This is a genomic window from Achromobacter sp. B7 (assembly GCF_003600685.1).
Lineage (GTDB): Bacteria > Pseudomonadota > Gammaproteobacteria > Burkholderiales > Burkholderiaceae_B > Achromobacter > Achromobacter spanius_B.
This window is the reverse complement of record NZ_CP032084.1, coordinates 5,498,539-5,513,862: the sequence shown is the minus strand read 5'-3', so window position 1 is coordinate 5,513,862 and position 15,324 is coordinate 5,498,539. Positions and strand designations below refer to the sequence as shown.

General features: G+C 64.3%; 17 protein-coding genes and 1 tRNA gene. 6 read left to right on the top strand and 12 right to left on the bottom strand.

The annotated features are described in order from the left end of the window. From dgoD to DVB37_RS24885, 3 genes are read right to left on the bottom strand one after another with little or no spacing between them, the layout of a single operon-like run. Positions 1-1,149 (bottom strand): galactonate dehydratase, encoded by a 1,149-nt coding sequence (gene dgoD, locus DVB37_RS24895; RefSeq protein WP_046806685.1) that lies wholly within the window; start codon positions 1,147-1,149, stop codon positions 1-3. Then, positions 1,146-1,799, bottom strand: a complete 654-nt coding sequence (locus tag DVB37_RS24890) for a 2-dehydro-3-deoxy-6-phosphogalactonate aldolase (protein WP_104141796.1) — start codon at positions 1,797-1,799, stop codon at positions 1,146-1,148. The genes dgoD and DVB37_RS24890 overlap by 4 nt, the downstream gene beginning before the upstream one ends. Then, positions 1,796-2,875, bottom strand: coding sequence for a 2-dehydro-3-deoxygalactonokinase (locus tag DVB37_RS24885; RefSeq protein ID WP_120157055.1), 1,080 nt, complete (start codon positions 2,873-2,875; stop codon positions 1,796-1,798). Before DVB37_RS24885 ends, DVB37_RS24890 begins: the two co-directional genes overlap by 4 nt. A 331-nt stretch (positions 2,876-3,206) precedes the next feature. Between DVB37_RS24885 and DVB37_RS24880 the strand changes: the two genes are divergently transcribed. Continuing rightward, entirely contained in the window at positions 3,207-4,025 is an 819-nt protein-coding gene (locus DVB37_RS24880) for an IclR family transcriptional regulator (RefSeq protein ID WP_104141799.1), read from the top strand. A 16-nt stretch (positions 4,026-4,041) separates the two neighbouring features. Here DVB37_RS24880 and DVB37_RS24875 read toward each other — a convergent pair whose 3' ends face one another. The 4 genes from DVB37_RS24875 to DVB37_RS24860 all read right to left on the bottom strand — a co-directional run bounded on the left by DVB37_RS24875 (position 4,042) and on the right by DVB37_RS24860 (position 6,518). Further along, positions 4,042-4,662, bottom strand: a complete 621-nt coding sequence (locus DVB37_RS24875; protein WP_120157054.1) for a glutathione S-transferase family protein — start codon at positions 4,660-4,662, stop codon at positions 4,042-4,044. A gap of 19 nt (positions 4,663-4,681) precedes the next feature. Beyond that, entirely contained in the window at positions 4,682-5,260 is a 579-nt protein-coding gene (gene ampD / locus DVB37_RS24870) for a 1,6-anhydro-N-acetylmuramyl-L-alanine amidase AmpD (protein ID WP_046806680.1), read from the bottom strand. A 144-nt stretch (positions 5,261-5,404) separates the two neighbouring features. Further along, positions 5,405-5,674 carry a PP0621 family protein gene (locus DVB37_RS24865; RefSeq protein WP_120157053.1) on the bottom strand — a complete coding sequence of 90 codons (270 nt, stop codon included), beginning with the start codon at positions 5,672-5,674 and terminating at the stop codon, positions 5,405-5,407. Position 5,675: 1 nt separating this feature from the next. Then, positions 5,676-6,518, bottom strand: a complete 843-nt coding sequence (locus DVB37_RS24860; RefSeq protein WP_120157052.1) for an inner membrane protein YpjD — start codon at positions 6,516-6,518, stop codon at positions 5,676-5,678. Positions 6,519-6,624: 106 nt separating this feature from the next. Between DVB37_RS24860 and ffh the strand changes: the two genes are divergently transcribed. Continuing rightward, a complete protein-coding gene (gene ffh / locus DVB37_RS24855) occupies positions 6,625-8,031 on the top strand; it encodes a signal recognition particle protein (RefSeq protein WP_050445692.1) in 1,407 nt (468 codons plus the stop codon). A 120-nt stretch (positions 8,032-8,151) separates the two neighbouring features. On the opposite strand, the gene lysM is transcribed toward ffh, so the two are convergent. The 4 genes from lysM to trmB all read right to left on the bottom strand — a co-directional run bounded on the left by lysM (position 8,152) and on the right by trmB (position 10,992). Then, a complete protein-coding gene (lysM, locus tag DVB37_RS24850) occupies positions 8,152-8,598 on the bottom strand; it encodes a peptidoglycan-binding protein LysM (protein WP_046806676.1) in 447 nt (148 codons plus the stop codon). 415 nt (positions 8,599-9,013) lie between these two features. Next, positions 9,014-9,214, bottom strand: a complete 201-nt coding sequence (gene thiS, locus DVB37_RS24845) for a sulfur carrier protein ThiS (protein ID WP_006222389.1) — start codon at positions 9,212-9,214, stop codon at positions 9,014-9,016. Positions 9,215-9,226: 12 nt separating this feature from the next. Continuing rightward, a complete protein-coding gene (gene pip, locus DVB37_RS24840; protein ID WP_120157051.1) occupies positions 9,227-10,168 on the bottom strand; it encodes a prolyl aminopeptidase in 942 nt (313 codons plus the stop codon). Next, a complete protein-coding gene (gene trmB, locus DVB37_RS24835) occupies positions 10,168-10,992 on the bottom strand; it encodes a tRNA (guanosine(46)-N7)-methyltransferase TrmB (protein ID WP_240433995.1) in 825 nt (274 codons plus the stop codon). The genes pip and trmB overlap by 1 nt, the downstream gene beginning before the upstream one ends. 183 nt (positions 10,993-11,175) lie before the next feature. On the opposite strand from trmB, the gene DVB37_RS24830 reads away from it, so the two are divergent. The 3 genes from DVB37_RS24830 to DVB37_RS24820 all read left to right on the top strand — a co-directional run bounded on the left by DVB37_RS24830 (position 11,176) and on the right by DVB37_RS24820 (position 13,165). Beyond that, positions 11,176-11,249 (top strand) — tRNA-Gly (locus DVB37_RS24830). Between the two features lie 264 nt (positions 11,250-11,513). Next, positions 11,514-11,939, top strand: a complete 426-nt coding sequence (locus DVB37_RS24825) for a helix-turn-helix domain-containing protein (protein ID WP_370638736.1) — start codon at positions 11,514-11,516, stop codon at positions 11,937-11,939. Further along, the gene (locus DVB37_RS24820) at positions 11,939-13,165 is read left to right on the top strand and encodes a type II toxin-antitoxin system HipA family toxin (protein ID WP_120157050.1); all 1,227 of its coding nucleotides are present in this window, start codon (positions 11,939-11,941) and stop codon (positions 13,163-13,165) included. Before DVB37_RS24825 ends, DVB37_RS24820 begins: the two co-directional genes overlap by 1 nt. Before the next feature lie 26 nt (positions 13,166-13,191). On the opposite strand, the gene DVB37_RS24815 is transcribed toward DVB37_RS24820, so the two are convergent. Continuing rightward, positions 13,192-13,950, bottom strand: a complete 759-nt coding sequence (locus DVB37_RS24815) for a Crp/Fnr family transcriptional regulator (protein WP_223264681.1) — start codon at positions 13,948-13,950, stop codon at positions 13,192-13,194. A gap of 149 nt (positions 13,951-14,099) precedes the next feature. Here DVB37_RS24815 and DVB37_RS24810 point away from each other — a divergent pair, with 149 nt between their 5' ends. Beyond that, positions 14,100-15,314, top strand: a complete 1,215-nt coding sequence (locus tag DVB37_RS24810; protein WP_120157642.1) for an ABC transporter substrate-binding protein — start codon at positions 14,100-14,102, stop codon at positions 15,312-15,314. Positions 15,315-15,324: the final 10 nt, after the last annotated feature.

Here is a 15,324-nt window from a genome sequence, read left to right as displayed (position 1 = left end):
TTACCATTCGGCGAAGCTGCCGTCGGCGTGACGCCAGATCGGGTTGCGCCAGCGGTGGCCCACGGCGGCGCGCTCCTTTACGTATTCCTCGTTGACCTCGATGCCCAGGCCCGGGCCTTGCGGAATGGCGACCATGCCGTCTTCGTACTGGAAGACTTCGCGGTTGCTGACGTAGTCCAGCAGGTCGTTGGCGGCGTTGTAGTGAATGCCCAGGCTTTGTTCCTGGATGAAGGCGTTGTAGCAACCGGCATCGATCTGCAAGCAGGTGGCCAGGGCGATGGGACCCAGCGGGCAATGCAGCGCCAGCGCCACGTCATAGGCCTCGGCCATCGCCGCGATCTTGCGCGTTTCGGTGATGCCGCCCGCGTGGGACGGGTCGGGCTGGATGATGTCCACGTAGCCTTCGGACAGCACGCGCTTGAAGTCCCAGCGCGAGAACAGGCGTTCGCCCAGCGCGATGGGGGTGGACGTCAGCGGCGCCAGTTCCTTCAAGGCTTCGTAGTGTTCGCTCAAGACGGGTTCTTCGATGAACATCAGCTTGAACGGGTCCAGCTCTTTCATCAGGACCTTGGCCATGGGCTTGTGCACGCGGCCGTGGAAGTCCACGCCGATGCCCACGTTGGGGCCGACGGCATCGCGCACGGCGGCCACGTTCTCCAGGCACTTTTCAACCTTGTCGAACGAATCGATGAATTGCAGTTCTTCCGTGCCGTTCATCTTCACGGCGGTAAAGCCGCGGTCCACCGCGCTTTTGGCGGCGGCGGCGGTATCGGCAGGGCGGTCGCCGCCGATCCACGAATACACGCGGATGCGGTCGCGCACGTTGCCGCCCAATAGTTGCGACACCGGCACGCCCAGGTGCTTGCCCTTGATGTCCCACAGCGCCTGGTCGATACCGGCCAGCGCGCTCATGTGGATGGCGCCGCCGCGATAAAAGCCGCCCCGGTACAGCACCGTCCAGTGGTCTTCGATGTTGCGCGGGTCTTTGCCGACCAGGTAATCGGACAGCTCTTCAACGGCGGCGGCCACCGAATGCGCGCGGCCCTCCACGACGGGCTCGCCCCAGCCGACGATGCCTTCGTCCGTCTCGATTTTCAGGAAGCACCACCGGGGCGGCACGATGTAGGTGGTGAGCTTGGTGATCTTCATGCTTGGGTCTCCTGGGCGGAATAGGCGCGTTGCCAGGCGGCGGCGAATGCGCGCGCGTTCTGGCCGACTTCGGTGGCCGTCAGGCCGGGTTTGTACAAGGCGGAGCCCAGGCCGAAGCCGCTGGCGCCGGCCCGGGCAAAGTCGGAAAGGTTGTCGGGCGTGATGCCGCCCACGGGCACCAGCGCGATTGGCGGGCGCATCACGGCGCGCCATGCGCGCAGCACGTTGGGGCCCAGCTGTTCGGCGGGAAACATCTTCAGCACGTCGGCGCCGGCTGCCAGCGCGGCGAATGCCTCGGTGGGCGTGGCAACGCCGGGGCAGGACGCCATGCCCAGCGTCTTGGCCGCGCGGATGACGGCGGCGTCGCTGTGCGGCATGACGATCAATTCGCCACCCGCATCCTGCACGCGCGCGCAGTCGTCGGGGTCAAGCACGGTGCCGGCGCCGATCAGGCAATCAGTTGGCAGCGCGGCGCGCATGGCGCGGATGCTGCCCAAGGGGTCCGGCGAATTCAGCGGGACTTCGATCAGGCGAAAGCCCGCCGCGTACAGTTCGTTGCCGATGTCTTCGGCTTCGTGCGGCTGGATGCCGCGCAGGATGGCGATCAGGCCGCAGTGGGCCATGGCGGTTTGCAGTCCGGTGTGGTTCATGTGGGTTCCTGGACGGATGCCGAAGGGGTGGGGGTGGCGTAGCGCTGCCCGGCCGCGCCCGATTCGGCCTTGACCAGCCCGGCGCAGACGGCCAGGTGCCACAAGCCGCGTTCGGTGGCGTTCTGCGCTTGTTCGGGCGTGCCCAGGCCGTAGTGCTGCATGGCCAGGATGTAGCGTTGGCACAGCGCCGGGTCGCCGCAAAGCACGATGCGGGGCCGCTCGCCTTGCTCGTGCAGCATCTGGGCCAGTGCGGCGATTTCGTGGCCGATCAGCAGGCCGGACAGATAGTCGGCTTGCGACGTGGCCGCCAGATCGCCGGTCAGGCCCAGTGCGCGCGTGCTGAAGATGGTGGACAACACGCCGGCGCGTCCGGCCGGTGCGCCGGCTACCTTCACGCCGCGCTCGAAGGCGGCCATGTCGGCGGCGGGCGCGTCGCTCATCGTGCGGCCCAGGATGGTGTGGCCACGCAGCGCGGCGTAGACCTCGCCGGTCATGAAGGTGTCGAAGTGGGTGACGCGGCCTCGGCGGGCGGTGACCCATTTGGAATGCGTGCCGGGCAAGCCGATCAGCACGCTGTCGGCGGCATTGGCGCCGGATTTTTCAGCCTGGTCGAACATCACACCGAAGACCTGCGTTTCTTCGCCGCGCATGACGTTGGGCAGGCCGTGACGCTGGATCAGGCCGGGCACGATATGCAGCGGCGTGGCGTCGGGTCCGGCGCCGGTGCGTTCCACCACCGTCAGCAGGGTGCCGATGCGCGCCAGGTCGACGGGCACGTCCAGGTAGGCCGCTTCGCGCCAGCCTTGCGCGCTGCCAACCATGCCGCAGGCGATGACGGGCAAGCTCGGTTCCGCGCGCAGCCAGTCGCCACAAGCCTGGTCAAACGCCAGGTCGAAACCAGACAAGGCGGTGCTGGCCGCGCCATCCTGCAAAGGTTGCGGCAGGCGCATGATGCCCCAGGGCAGATGCCGCGTATCCAGCGTGCGGCCCATGCCGTCCAGCCGATACGCGCGTAGCGAAGAGGTGCCCCAATCCAGCGCGATAAGCGCCGCGCGGGCGGGCGTTGCGGGTGTCATCTGATGTGTCTCATCGTTGGCTGCCCTGCCTGATGCGCCCGTCCGGCGCGGGGATGCGTCAGACGGGCGGGGCCGGGAAACCTTGTTGTGTCGGTGCGCACCGGGCTTGTGCAAAGCGTGGCGCGCGCTGGAAAAAATTCTAGATCAGAGCTTGAAAAATCTCAAAATATAGAATTAAATCCCACATACAGGGAATGTGTCACGGTAGAAGGCGCGCTTTGGACGGTGCCCGAATCGGATGGCCGGTTGCCCTGTGTCGCGCCCTGGCCCTTGTCATCCCGGGTATGCTTGCCCCGTTTCCGCCATTGCCTCCCCGTTTCATCCCCGTTTCATGACCTTCCCCTTGCCCGCAAATCCCATTCCCTCCCTGGACCCCGACGCCGCCGCGCCGGCCGGCACGCAGACGCTGATGCGCGGTCTGGCCGTTGTGCAGGCGGTGGCCGACGGCGCGCGCGACCTGAAGGAAATCTGCGCCCGCATCGGCGTGGCGCGCAGCACCACGCACCGGCTTGCCAGCTGCCTGGTGCAAGAGCGCTATCTGCGCGCTTTGCCGGGGGTGGGTTATGTGCTGGGGCCCAAGCTGATCGAGCTGGGTTTCCAGGCGCGTGAAGCGTTTCCCATGGCGACGCTGGCGCGGCCCTACCTGGATGCGTTGGCCGCGCAGACGGGCGACACCATTCATCTGGCCGTGCGCGACAACGACGAAGTGCTGTACCTGGAAAAGATTCCTGGCAAGAAGGGGCTGGAAATGCGCTCGCGCGTGGGCCATCGGATGCCGCTGGCGGCAACGGGCGTGGGCAAGGCGCTGCTGCTGGATACCGAAGAACCGCAATGGAAGGCGCTACATCGCATCGGCGCGCCGGTGTCCTCGCGCGCACCGGGCGGCCAGCAGAGCTGGGAAGCGTTTCGCGACCGCATGCGTGACTATGCGGCGCAGGGCTATGCGTTTGACCTGGAAGACAACGAGCCGTCGATCCGCTGTGTGGCGGCGCCGGTGCGCGATGCCTCAAGCGGCATCGTGGCGGCAATCAGCGTGTCCAGCACCGTGCCGTATATGTCCCTGGACCGCATGCGCGACATGGTGCCGGTGGTACAGGAAGCCGCCGCCGGTATTTCGGCGGAAATGGGCTGGAAGGTGGACCGCGGCTGACGCGGTCCGGCACGCCTTATTCCAGCGGAAGCGTCAGCACGCCTTGTGGGGCGGGGCGCATCATCACGCGGCGATACCAGGCGGACAGCGCCGGGGTATCGGGGCGTTCGATGGGCAGGGCCAGCCAGCGGTGCGCCGAGCTGACCAGCGCAATGTCGCCCATCGTCAGGTGACGGCCCGCAATGAATTCGCGGCCTTGCAACGCCTGGTCCAGGATCTGCGCGCGGACGTTGGAGCGCTTGACCGAATTTTCAATCGCGGCGTGGTCGCGCTTGGCTTCCGGCGTGCGAATCAGGCCCAGAAATGCGGGACCCATCGCGGCTTGCCATTCGGTGGTCTGCCAGTCCATCCAGCGGTCGGCGTCGGCGCGCATGCACGCGTCTTCCGGCCACAAGGTGCCCGCGCCGTAGCGCGCGGCCAGGTAACGCACGATGGCGTTCGATTCCCACAGCACAAAGCCGCCGTCATCAATCACCGGCACGGTGCGGTTCGGGTTCAGCTTGGCGAATTCCGGCGTATCCACCACGCCGAACGGTCCGCCTGCCTGGGTAAAGGTGTGCGGCAGCGCCAGTTCGCGCACGGCCAGCATTACCTTCTGCACGTTGACGGACGTAAGGCGTCCCCAGATCTTCAACATAACCAGTCCTTGAGTAGTGTCAGACGGGCGGCAACTGCCGCCGCGCAAAGCCGCTGTCGCGCGAAAAACGCGTCCAGTTGAAAGCGGGCCCGGGGTCGGTCTTGCGCCCCGGGGCAATGTGTTCGTGGCCCCAGGCCGCAGCCAGCGGATAACGCGCGCGCAACACCGGCGTCAGCTTGCGCAGCGCCAGGTACTGCTCGTCGGCGTACGGCAGGGTATCCGTGCCTTCAAGTTCGATGCCGATGGAAAAGTCATTGCAGCGTTCGCGCCGGCCAAAGCGCGACACGCCGGCGTGCCACGCGCGCTGGTCGGTGGACACGAACTGCATGATGCGCCCATCGCGGCGAATAAAGAAGTGGGCCGACACGCGCAGGCCGCGCAGGCGTTCCAGCCAGGGGTGCGAGGAATAGTCCAGCGTGTTCGTGAACAGCCCGGCAACTTCCGGGCCGCCGAATTGGCCGGGCGGCAGGCTGATGTTGTGCAGCACCAGCAAAGAGACCTGCGCGCCGTCGGGGCGCGCGTCGCAGTTGGGCGAAGGCAGCAGGGTGACGCCGGGGGCCGGCGCCAGCCAGCCATGTCGATCCAGAAGCAGAGCCATAAGAGAGAACATGCGTGTTGAAGCCAACGGGCATTATGCCGTGGTCGCCGCCGCCTCCCAAATTGGCGTTTTTGCCGGGGGGCGTGCGTAAAACGCAGCCCATGCGCCGTCGCGGGCGCCCGGTTCCCCCGCCCCGCTTTCCGCCTACTTCCTGGCGGGACCCAGCGTGGAATGTTCGGTGCTGCACCAGGTCATGCCGTTCAGCAGCACGGCCTCGGAGCGGGGCAGGTGGATGCCGCAATGCGCGCAACGCACCATGGATTCGGGGGCGGCCGGCGCGGGCGCCGAGCGTGCCGCCTTGCCGCGCCCCTGGGTGGGCTCGCCGGCCTGGCGGGCGGCCGCCATGCGGGCGGCGATGCGGGCCACGAACAGCACCGCGATGATCAGAACGATCCAGAACAACAACTTGCCCACGTCAGCCTCGATGCAGAATCATTTCCAGCACGAACCGGCTGCCGGTGTACGCCAGAATCAAAAAACCAAAACCCGTCAGCGTCCAGCGCAGCGCCACGCGGCCACGCCAGCCCCATACATGGCGGCCAACCAGCAACACGCCAAATGTCAGCCAGGACAGCAGCGTGAAGACGGTCTTGTGGTCAAACGGCAGGATCTTGCCCGTCAGTTTCATGGACGCCACCGACCCCGAGCCCACGGCCAGGGTCAGCACGATGAAACCGATCCAGATAATACGGAACAGCAGTTGTTCCTGCACCAACAGCGGCGGCTGCGAGTCCAGCACGCGGCCGATGATGCTGCGTTCGGCGGGGGCGTCCAGCGGGCGGTGCAGGTGGCGGTCAAGCAGCGCCATCATCATGGCGTGCAGCGCGGCGATGGTGATCAGGCCATAGGCGGCCAGCGCAATCAAAAGGTGCACGCGCAGCCAGGCGTCGTCGGCGTGCGGCACGAACTGGCCTTGCGGAAAAAGGGCGGCCAGGGCGCTGGCCAGGGCGGCGGCGGGCAGTAGCAGCAATTGCAGGCCGTCGATGCGCACCAGCAGGCTTTCCAGCCAGAACACCACCATGCCCAGCCAGATGGCGGCGGACAGGGCCAGTGCCCACCCAATGAACAGATGCTGGGCGCCCAGCATCGCTTGTTGCAGGCCGATTCCTTGAAGAACCAGGGCCCCCAGCAGGCAAAGACGGCCGATTTTGCCCGTCTGCTCAACTTCCCCGGCGCCGGCCAGGCGGAGCCAAAGTGACCCCCCTAGCACTGCGTACGCCAAGGCAGCCGCTGTGTGAAATACAATGCCGAGTGACATAGAAACCGTTGTCTGGATGGGGCCTTGGGGTGCGTGCCACCCGAAAGCGCAGAATCCGCGCCTGCGGCCACCGTTCAATCAACTAGTTTAAGCGGAAACGCCTCTCATGCTCGATAACCTAACTCAACGCCTATCGCGTGTCGTCAAGACGCTGCGCGGTGAAGCCCGCCTGACCGAGGCCAACACCCAGGAGATGCTGCGCGAAGTGCGCATGGCGCTGCTGGAAGCCGACGTGGCGCTGCCCGTCGTGCGTGAATTTGTCGCCCGCGTGAAAGAAAAAGCGCTGGGCGAGGAAGTGGCCGCCAGCCTCAGCCCGGGCCAAGCCCTGGTCGGCGTCGTCCACAAGGAACTGACCGCCTTGATGGGCGGCGACCTGGGCGCCGATTCCAACGAACTGTCGCTGGCCGTGCAGCCGCCCGCCGTCATCCTGATGGCCGGCCTGCAAGGCGCGGGTAAAACCACCACCACCGGCAAGCTGGCGCGCTGGCTGTCCGAAGGGCAGCACACGCAGCACGGCCGCAAGACCGGCAAGAAGAAAGTGCTGGTGGTGTCCGCCGACGTCTATCGCCCCGCCGCTATCGACCAGCTGAAAAGCGTGGCCGCGCAGGTCGGCGTGGACTTCCTGCCGTCCGACCCCAGCCAGAAACCCGAAGACATCGCGCGCGGCGCGGTGGACCATGCGCGCCGTCACCACTACGACGTGCTGATCCTGGACACGGCCGGCCGCCTGGGCATCGACGAAGCCATGATGCGCGAAATCCGCGCATTGCATGACCTGGTCAAGCCCGTGGAAACGCTGTTCGTGGTGGACGCCATGCAGGGCCAGGACGCGGTCAACACCGCGCGCGCCTTCGCGGACGCGCTGCCCCTGACCGGTGTGGTGCTGACCAAGCTGGACGGCGATGCCCGGGGCGGCGCGGCCCTGTCGGTGCGCCACGTCACCGGCAAACCGCTGAAGTTTGTCGGCGTGTCCGAAAAGCTGGACGGCCTGGAACCTTTCTACCCCGACCGCATGGCGCAACGGGTGCTGGGCATGGGCGACATCGTGTCGCTGGTCGAGCAGGCGCAGAAGAACATCGACATCGCCGATGCGCAAAAGCTGGCGGCCAAGATCAAGTCGGGCAACAAGTTCGACCTTAACGATTTCCGCGAACAGCTAGGCCAGGTGAAAAAGCTGGGCGACATGGGTTCGCTGCTTGAAAAGCTGCCGGCCCAGTTCCAGCAGGCAGCCGGTCAGCTGCAAGGCGGGCAGGCGGAAAAGCAGCTGCGCCGTACCGAAGGCATTCTGAATTCCATGACGGCCGCCGAACGCGCCAAGCCTGAACTGATCAAGGCGTCCCGCAAGCGCCGCATCGCCACCGGTTCCGGCGTGCCGGTCCAGGAAGTCAACCGCCTGCTGGCTCAGTTCGAGCAGATGCAGGGGATGATGAAGCAGATGAAGAAGGGCGGCATGGCCAAGATGATGCGCGCCATGGGCGGCATGAAAGGGCTGGGCCGCTTCGGCATGAAGTAGGCAAAAAAATGGCCAGACATTGCGTCTGGCCAAGCAGTCGCGGCAGGCAGGGGGCGCCGTGCCGCGACACAATCCGGAAAACGCATGGGTGTTCTCCGGCTTGTCGAGTTCAGTGGCCGCTTACGACAGCGGCGGAATGCGCAGCACCTGGCCCGGGTAGATCTTGTCCGGGCTGGTCAGCATGGGTTTGTTGGCTTCGAAGATCAGCGTGTTCTTGGCGCCCTGGCCCTTGCCGTATTGCGCTTCAGCGATCTTCCACAGGTTGTCGCCCTTTTGCACCGTGTACATCTTGGCTTCCGGCGTGGCCTGCTTGACCTTCAACTGGTTGTCCACCGCCGCCACGCCCACCGTGTTGCCCAACGCCAGTGAAATCTTCTCGGCGTCTTCGGTACTGAGCGCCTCGCCGGCTACCGTGACTTTGTCGCCGTCCACGGTGATCTGTAGGCCGTCGGCGTTCAGGCCGTGCTTATCCAGCTCTTTCTTCAGTTCGTCAGCCGTCGCGGCCTTGGCCTCGCTGGCGCCGAAAAGCTTTTCGCCTACGTCCTTGATGAAATTGAGCAGACCCATAGTGTTTCCTTTATCTGTGCTGCGGTGAGAAAACCAAGTCCCTGGCGAGCGCGCGCGGTGGGCAACATGCCCTGGAATGCCGCAGAGGGCGGGTGACGCAAAGCCCCCCGCTTGACCCGCAATTTGCCGCGTAACGAGCCAACAGCAACGATTATTACTCGCACAATTGCCGCCAGACGAGGGGTTATCGTGTAACAGGTTGCTAGTCGCTCGCCAGACTACGCAACAATGCTCGTCACTTTGCACGGTGACTCGCGCGCTTGGCGCAAACCCCATCGGACAAGCCGTGCAATGAAGAAAGGTGTCGGCGTTACGTTGACGTCACCCCCTGCGTCAAACATCCGTCCCAACGCAAAGGGCCGCTGATCATCAGCGGCCCTTCGTCTTTGCAAGCAGGTCAATGCGTGGCGGACGTTCAGCCTCCGCCCACCGCGACCACGATCTCGATCTGGTCGCCGTCCGTCAGCGTGGTTTGCTCGTGCTGGCTCTTGGGCACGATTTCGCCATTGCGTTCCACCGCCACGCGCTTGCCGGCGTAGCCCAGCGTTTGCAGCAGTTCGATCACGGTCGTGTCCAACGGGAATTCGCGCGCGTCGCCGTTCAGGGTGATGTGCATGTCAGGGTGTCCTCACTGTTTTGCGTAAGCGTCGGTGGCGGCGATCAGGCGCGCCAGCGTGCCGGGTTCATCAAAGGCGTGGCCCGCGTCGGGCACCAGGTGGAAGTCCGCTTCGGGCCAGGCGCGATGCAGGTCCCAGGCCGTACGCGCGGGCGTGCAGACGTCGTAGCGGCCCTGCACGATGGTGCCCGGTATGCCGCGCAGCTTGTGCGCGTCGCGAATCAGCTGGCCTTCTTCCATGAAGCCCGCGTTCACGAAGTAATGGTTTTCGATGCGGGCAAACGCCAGCGCGGCGCGGTCGGCGGCGTGGCTTTGCTGATGGCGCGGGCTGGGCAGCAGCGTGATGGTGCTGTCTTCCCATTTGCTCCACGCCTTGGCCGCGCGCAACTGCTCGGCCGGATCATCGCCCGTCAGCCGCTTGTGATACGCCGCGACCAGGTCGCCGCGCTCGGCTTGGGGAATGGGCGCCAGATATTCTTCCCACCGATCCGGAAACAGCCACGACGCGCCTTCCTGGTAGAACCACTGGATTTCCGCGCGCCGCAAACCGAAGATGCCGCGCACGATCAACTCGCTGGTGTGCGACGGGTGCGTCTGCGCATACGCCAGCGCCAATGTCGAACCCCACGATCCGCCAAACACCAGCCACTTTTCCGCGCCCATGATTTCGGTGCGCAGGCGCTCGATGTCGGACACCAGATGCCACGTCGTGTTGTTGTCCAGGCTGGCATGCGGCTTGGACCTTCCGCAACCACGCTGATCGAACAGCAGCACGTTGTAGCGCTGCGGATCGAACAGCTGGCGATGCACGGGCGAACAACCGCTGCCCGGCCCGCCATGCAGGAACACGGCGGGCTTGCCGTTCGGATTACCCGACATTTCCCAATAAATCTGGTGTCCGTCTCCGGTATCCAGCATGCCGTGGCGGTAGGGTTCGATCGGCGGATAGAGCATCAGGCGACTCGCTTGAAGATCAGGTCCCAGACGCCGTGGCCCAGGCGCAGGCCGCGTGTCTCGAATTTGGTCAGGGGGCGGTAATCGGGGCGCGGCGCGTAGCCGTCGACCGTATTGGCCAACAGCGGTTCGCCGCTAAGCACTTCCAGCATCTGCACCGCGTAGTCTTCCCAGTCGGTGGCGCAATGGATGTAGCCGCCCGGCGCGATGCGGCTGGCCAGCAGCGATACGAAGGCCGGTTGCAGCAAGCGGCGCTTGTGATGGCGCTTCTTGGGCCACGGGTCCGGAAAGTACACGTGCACGCCGGCCAGCGAATCCGGCGCGATCATGTCGCGCACGACCTCGACCGCGTCGTGCTGGATGATGCGCAGGTTCTGAATCTTGGAATCTTCAATGCGGCGCAGCAGCGAGCCGACGCCGGCGTTGAACACTTCCACGCCCAGGAAGTTGTCGTCCGGACGCGCCAGCGCGATCTTCTCGGTGGTCTCGCCCATGCCGAAACCAATCTCCAGCACCGTCGGCGCTTGTCGGCCAAACGCGGCGGCGGGGTCCAGGCGGCGGGGCGCGTACGGAATGGACCATTCGCCCATCAACCGTTCCAGCGCGGCCAACTGACCTTGGGTGATGTGGCCACGGCGGTGCACAAAGCTGCGGATATGCGTCGCGCCGGGGCTGTTCGGCGCATGCGCGGTGCTGGCCAGCGCAGCCTGCGTCTCGGGGGAAACGGGGGCGGCGGTGGACGCCGAAGCAGAGGAATCGGCGGTCGTGTCGGAGGGGTTCACGGGGGGCGTCGCGGGCTTGTCCGCGGGGTTGTTCGTATTCATAGCCCCGAATTGTAGTGGCAGGTGCCGGCCGGCGGAGTCGGTCGGATGCACTAAATAAGGGACGCATTAATTCGCCCCGACCCGCAAGCGCGGCGGCAAGCCAAAATTCCTGCCCGAATCCAAAAAAAGCCGCGCTATAATCGCCGACTCTGCCAGGGACCCGCGCCCTGGCACGACACCCGAGCGGGTGTAGTTCAATGGTAGAACGGCAGCTTCCCAAGCTTCATACGAGGGTTCGATTCCCTTCACCCGCTCCAACTCCCAGGCTTGCACGCTATTCGCGCGACGATCGATCCCGTCTGTTTGACGCCCGTCGACGCTCGTGCCCGCCCCTTGCGTCCGGCGGCACGTTGAAGGCGTAGTTCTCATATCGCCAAACCGAACCGTCGCAAGCGCAGTCAGCCAAATATGAATCTATGAATCAATTTAAACCTTATATTTGAATAGTTAACGGGACTTGCTTGTCTGGCGAACCGCGATATGTTCATATATGACCGTCTATGGGCAATTTGCCTTCATATTTGACCAAGAACCCCGTGCCTTCCACCCCAAAATCTGCCGAGCACCGTGTTGCTATGCCGCGCCCCGTCGAGCGTGCACTGCATCGCCTGGGACAGGATATCTCGTCCGCTCGCCGTATGCGCCGGCTAAGTCAGGAAGACTTGGCCGAGCGCATTGGAACCTCACTTAGTACCGTCAGGCGCATGGAAGACGGCTATCCCGGCACCGCCCTGCACACCTTCCTGCGCGCGTTGCATGTGCTTGGGCGCCTGGACGCCGTGGCCGAGGTTTTGGCCATGGAAAAGGACGCGCTTGGCATGGCGCTGATGCGTGAAAATTTGCCGCAGCGGGTTCGCACATCGCGTGGCCGAAAATTGGGCATGTCCGATTCTCAGCCCGGGCAAACCCAATCGACGAATGACAACGAAGAGCTGGAGGGTTTCTGATGGCGCCGAAGGTGATCCGGCGTGGAGACCTGGAGGTTCATCTGGGTTCCAGCGGGCAAGTGGTAGGACGGCTGTATTTGGGTAACGGCAAGCGCAGCGCGTTCCAGTACGACGAGCGTTGGCTGCAAAGCCCGCGTTTTTTCACGCTATCGCCCGACCTGTTGCCCGTCTCGGGCATCCAACATCCTGAACAGACGTTTTTTCGCGCGCTGGAAGACACTGCGCCCGACTCCTGGGGCGAGCGTGTAATCCGGCGCGCGCATGCGAGGTTCCGGCAGAAAGACCGGGACACGCCTGCGCTCGAGCCTGTCGACTTCTTGCTATGGGTTGACGACGAGGCCCGTGTCGGGGCGCTGCGTTTGTTTGACCTTTCCGCTCAAATCTATCTTCGCGCCGACGACACGCATGGAAAAGTGCCGCCATTGCTGAAGCTGGATAACGTTGTGCGAGCCGCCCGAGCGCTAGAGGCCGGAACGGAGAGCGAGCAGGACCTGCAATACCTGCTGGGGCAGGGCACCTCGCTTGGCGGAGCCCGGCCCAAATCGACGGTGTTAGACCACGATGGACGTTTAGCCTTGGGCAAGTTTCCTAGCCAGGCGGATCAGCGCGACATTATCCGTGGCGAAGTGATGGCAATGCATCTTGCCAGCAAGGCTGGCGTCAATACGGCAGTTGCGCGTGTGGCGGTTGTTGACGGAACGGCGGTGGCCATTATTCGGCGTTTTGACCGTACCGACAATGGCGGGCGCATCCCCTACGTGTCCGCCGCGACAATGCTGCAATCCGATGGCCGGGACACGGTGCATGCGTATACCGAATTGGTGGATGTTCTGTTGCAGAGCGGCGCCAACCCTATTGCCGATATCCACCAGTTGTGGCGACGCCTGGCTTTCAATTTTCTGATCTGCAATACCGATGATCATTTGCGGAATACGGGTCTGCTGTACGACGCGCGCAACCATGGATGGCGATTGTCGCCGGCGTTTGACTTGAATCCGATGCCTGGCGACCGTCGCGAGAGCAAGACATGGCTGACCGAGGATTCTGGGCCAATCGACAGCCGCGCCATGCTGATGGAGGGTGCCGCCTATTTCAGGCTGGATGCGCAGAAAGCAGCTGCAATCTGGACAGAGGTGGCTCAGGCGGTGGATAGCTGGCGCGAGGTGGCAAAGGGGCTGGGCATGCAACGCTCCGGCTTGACGGATTTTGAGCCCGCATTTCTATGAAGGCATTGCCCAGCCTCGGCAGGCTGCTATCGATTTCCGGCATCATCCTCGATCATCGCCCGCCGATACAGCGCATCCTTATCCAATATCGTCATGCCGCCGTAGTGCGTTCGTAGCACGCCCGCGCGTGCCAGCCTGGTCAGGGCGGCGTTGCAGCGTTGGCGGGACACGCCGCACAGGCTGGCGATTTCTTCCTGGGATATCTTCAAACGCCCCTGCGTATCGGCATGGCGTTCGGCATCGAATTGCGCCGCCACGGCGCGGGCTACGGTGGTGTCGACATCCAGCAATACGTTGCCGGTGTAGCAGGCCATCAGCCAATTGACGCGCTGCGCCAAATGCATCGTCACGGCCTTGGTGAATTCGATGTTGTGGTTCCACAGCCGTTCGCAGGTGTCGCGCGGCAGGATCACGATGCGGCTGGGGCGCAGCGCCACGACCTCATATTCGAAGCGCTCGCGGCGCAGCATCGTGGCTTCGCCGAACCAGCTGCCGATGCTGAAACCGGCCAGCGACAGGCACTTGCCGTTCGCACCCGGCGACGTCCATTTCACCAGCCCTTCGACCACGCCGTACCACCCCAGCGACTTCGACCCCGCGCGAAAAAGATATTCGCCGGTGGCCAGCGACACCGTGCGCAATTCCGAGCGGACCAGATTGCGTTCAAGTTCGGGCAAGCCGTTGTACCAGGGCACAACGCTCAACATCCTGTCCACCGGACATGCGGCCGGCTGGCGCCCGGGAGCACCGGTCTGGCTGCCTGCGCTTGCGGTGGATGCACGCATGGTTACTCCGTTAAACCAAAAGGGGGAAGGCGCTCAGGTAAACCCTAGGCCGCTTTGTCACCATGATGACTGTACGGGCCAGGGGGCGGTCCCAGAATAGTTGAGGCATCAAGAGCCAAAAAACATAAGAGGAGACAGGTATGTTGTCAATGCCACGCATCATGTCCGGCAGCGCGCTCGCCTGCGGCGTCGCCGTGTCGCTGCTGCACGCCGCCGCCGCCCACGCCCAGATTTCGGACGATGTCATTCGAATCGGATTCATCACCGACCTGTCCGGCGTGTACTCGGGCCCCGACGGCCCCGGCGGCGCCGAAGCCATCAAGATGGCCATCGAAGAAATGGGCGGCGAGATCAACGGAAAGAAAATCGAACTGTTGACGGCGGACCACCAGAACAAGGCGGACATCGCCTCGGCCAAGGCGCGGGAATGGTTCGATCAGCGCGGCCTGGACATGCTGATCGGCGGCACCAATTCCAGCACCGCGCTGGCCATGTCGCAGGTGGCGGCCGACAAGAAGAAACCCATCATCGTGGTGGGTGCCGGCGCGCCCGCGCTGACCAACGAGCAATGCACGCCCTACACGCTGAACTACGCGTACGACACCGTCGCGCAAGCGCGGGGCACGGGCGCCGCCGTGGTCAAGGCGGGCGGTAAAAGCTGGTACTTCCTGACGGCCGATTACGCCTTTGGGAATGCGCTGCAAGCCGATACGACGAAGGTGGTCGAGGCGGGCGGCGGCAAGGTGGTGGGCGCGGTCAAGCACCCCTTGTCGGCCAGCGATTTTTCATCGTTCCTGTTGCAGGCGCAGGGCAGCAAGGCGGACATTCTTGCCTTGGCCAATGCCGGCGCGGACGCCACGAATGCGATCAAGGCCGCCAATGAATTCGGCGTGACCAAGACGATGCGGCTGGCGGGCATGATCATGTTCATCAACGACATCCACGCCATGGGCCTGCCGGCCACGCAAGGCATGTACCTGACCGACAGCTGGTACTGGAATGCATCGGACGCCACGCGCGCCTGGGCTCAGAAGTTTTTCGAACGCCGCAACGCCATGCCGTCGTCGCTGCAAGCCGCCGATTATTCCGCCGCGCTGCAATACCTGCGCGCCGTCAAGGCCACCGGCACCGACGACGCCGACCGCGTGCTGGCGTATCTGCGCCAGAACAAGCTGAACGACATCTACATCAAGGACGGCGTAGTGCGCCCCGACGGCCGTGTCGTGCACGACATGTACCTGCTGCAAGTGAAGACGCCGGACGAGTCCAAGCAGCCTTGGGATTACTTCAAGGTGCTGCAAACCATCGACGGCAACGAGGCCTTCACCAAGCAGTCGGAAAGCCGCTGCACGCTGTGGAAATGAACCGGAGACA

What these genes read in the sequence shown, in the direction of transcription:
- dgoD (WP_046806685.1), bottom strand. Translation starts at nt 1,149, where the DNA reads ATGAAGATCACCAAGCTCACCACCTACATCGTGCCGCCCCGGTGGTGC.
- DVB37_RS24890 (WP_104141796.1), bottom strand. Translation starts at nt 1,799, where the DNA reads ATGAACCACACCGGACTGCAAACCGCCATGGCCCACTGCGGCCTGATC.
- DVB37_RS24885 (WP_120157055.1), bottom strand. Translation starts at nt 2,875, where the DNA reads ATGACACCCGCAACGCCCGCCCGCGCGGCGCTTATCGCGCTGGATTGG.
- DVB37_RS24880 (WP_104141799.1), top strand. Translation starts at nt 3,207, where the DNA reads ATGACCTTCCCCTTGCCCGCAAATCCCATTCCCTCCCTGGACCCCGAC.
- DVB37_RS24875 (WP_120157054.1), bottom strand. Translation starts at nt 4,662, where the DNA reads ATGTTGAAGATCTGGGGACGCCTTACGTCCGTCAACGTGCAGAAGGTA.
- ampD (WP_046806680.1), bottom strand. Translation starts at nt 5,260, where the DNA reads ATGGCTCTGCTTCTGGATCGACATGGCTGGCTGGCGCCGGCCCCCGGC.
- DVB37_RS24860 (WP_120157052.1), bottom strand. Translation starts at nt 6,518, where the DNA reads ATGTCACTCGGCATTGTATTTCACACAGCGGCTGCCTTGGCGTACGCA.
- ffh (WP_050445692.1), top strand. Translation starts at nt 6,625, where the DNA reads ATGCTCGATAACCTAACTCAACGCCTATCGCGTGTCGTCAAGACGCTG.
- lysM (WP_046806676.1), bottom strand. Translation starts at nt 8,598, where the DNA reads ATGGGTCTGCTCAATTTCATCAAGGACGTAGGCGAAAAGCTTTTCGGC.
- thiS (WP_006222389.1), bottom strand. Translation starts at nt 9,214, where the DNA reads ATGCACATCACCCTGAACGGCGACGCGCGCGAATTCCCGTTGGACACG.
- pip (WP_120157051.1), bottom strand. Translation starts at nt 10,168, where the DNA reads ATGCTCTATCCGCCGATCGAACCCTACCGCCACGGCATGCTGGATACC.
- trmB (WP_240433995.1), bottom strand. Translation starts at nt 10,992, where the DNA reads ATGAATACGAACAACCCCGCGGACAAGCCCGCGACGCCCCCCGTGAAC.
- DVB37_RS24820 (WP_120157050.1), top strand. Translation starts at nt 11,939, where the DNA reads ATGGCGCCGAAGGTGATCCGGCGTGGAGACCTGGAGGTTCATCTGGGT.
- DVB37_RS24815 (WP_223264681.1), bottom strand. Translation starts at nt 13,950, where the DNA reads ATGCGTGCATCCACCGCAAGCGCAGGCAGCCAGACCGGTGCTCCCGGG.
- DVB37_RS24810 (WP_120157642.1), top strand. Translation starts at nt 14,100, where the DNA reads ATGCCACGCATCATGTCCGGCAGCGCGCTCGCCTGCGGCGTCGCCGTG.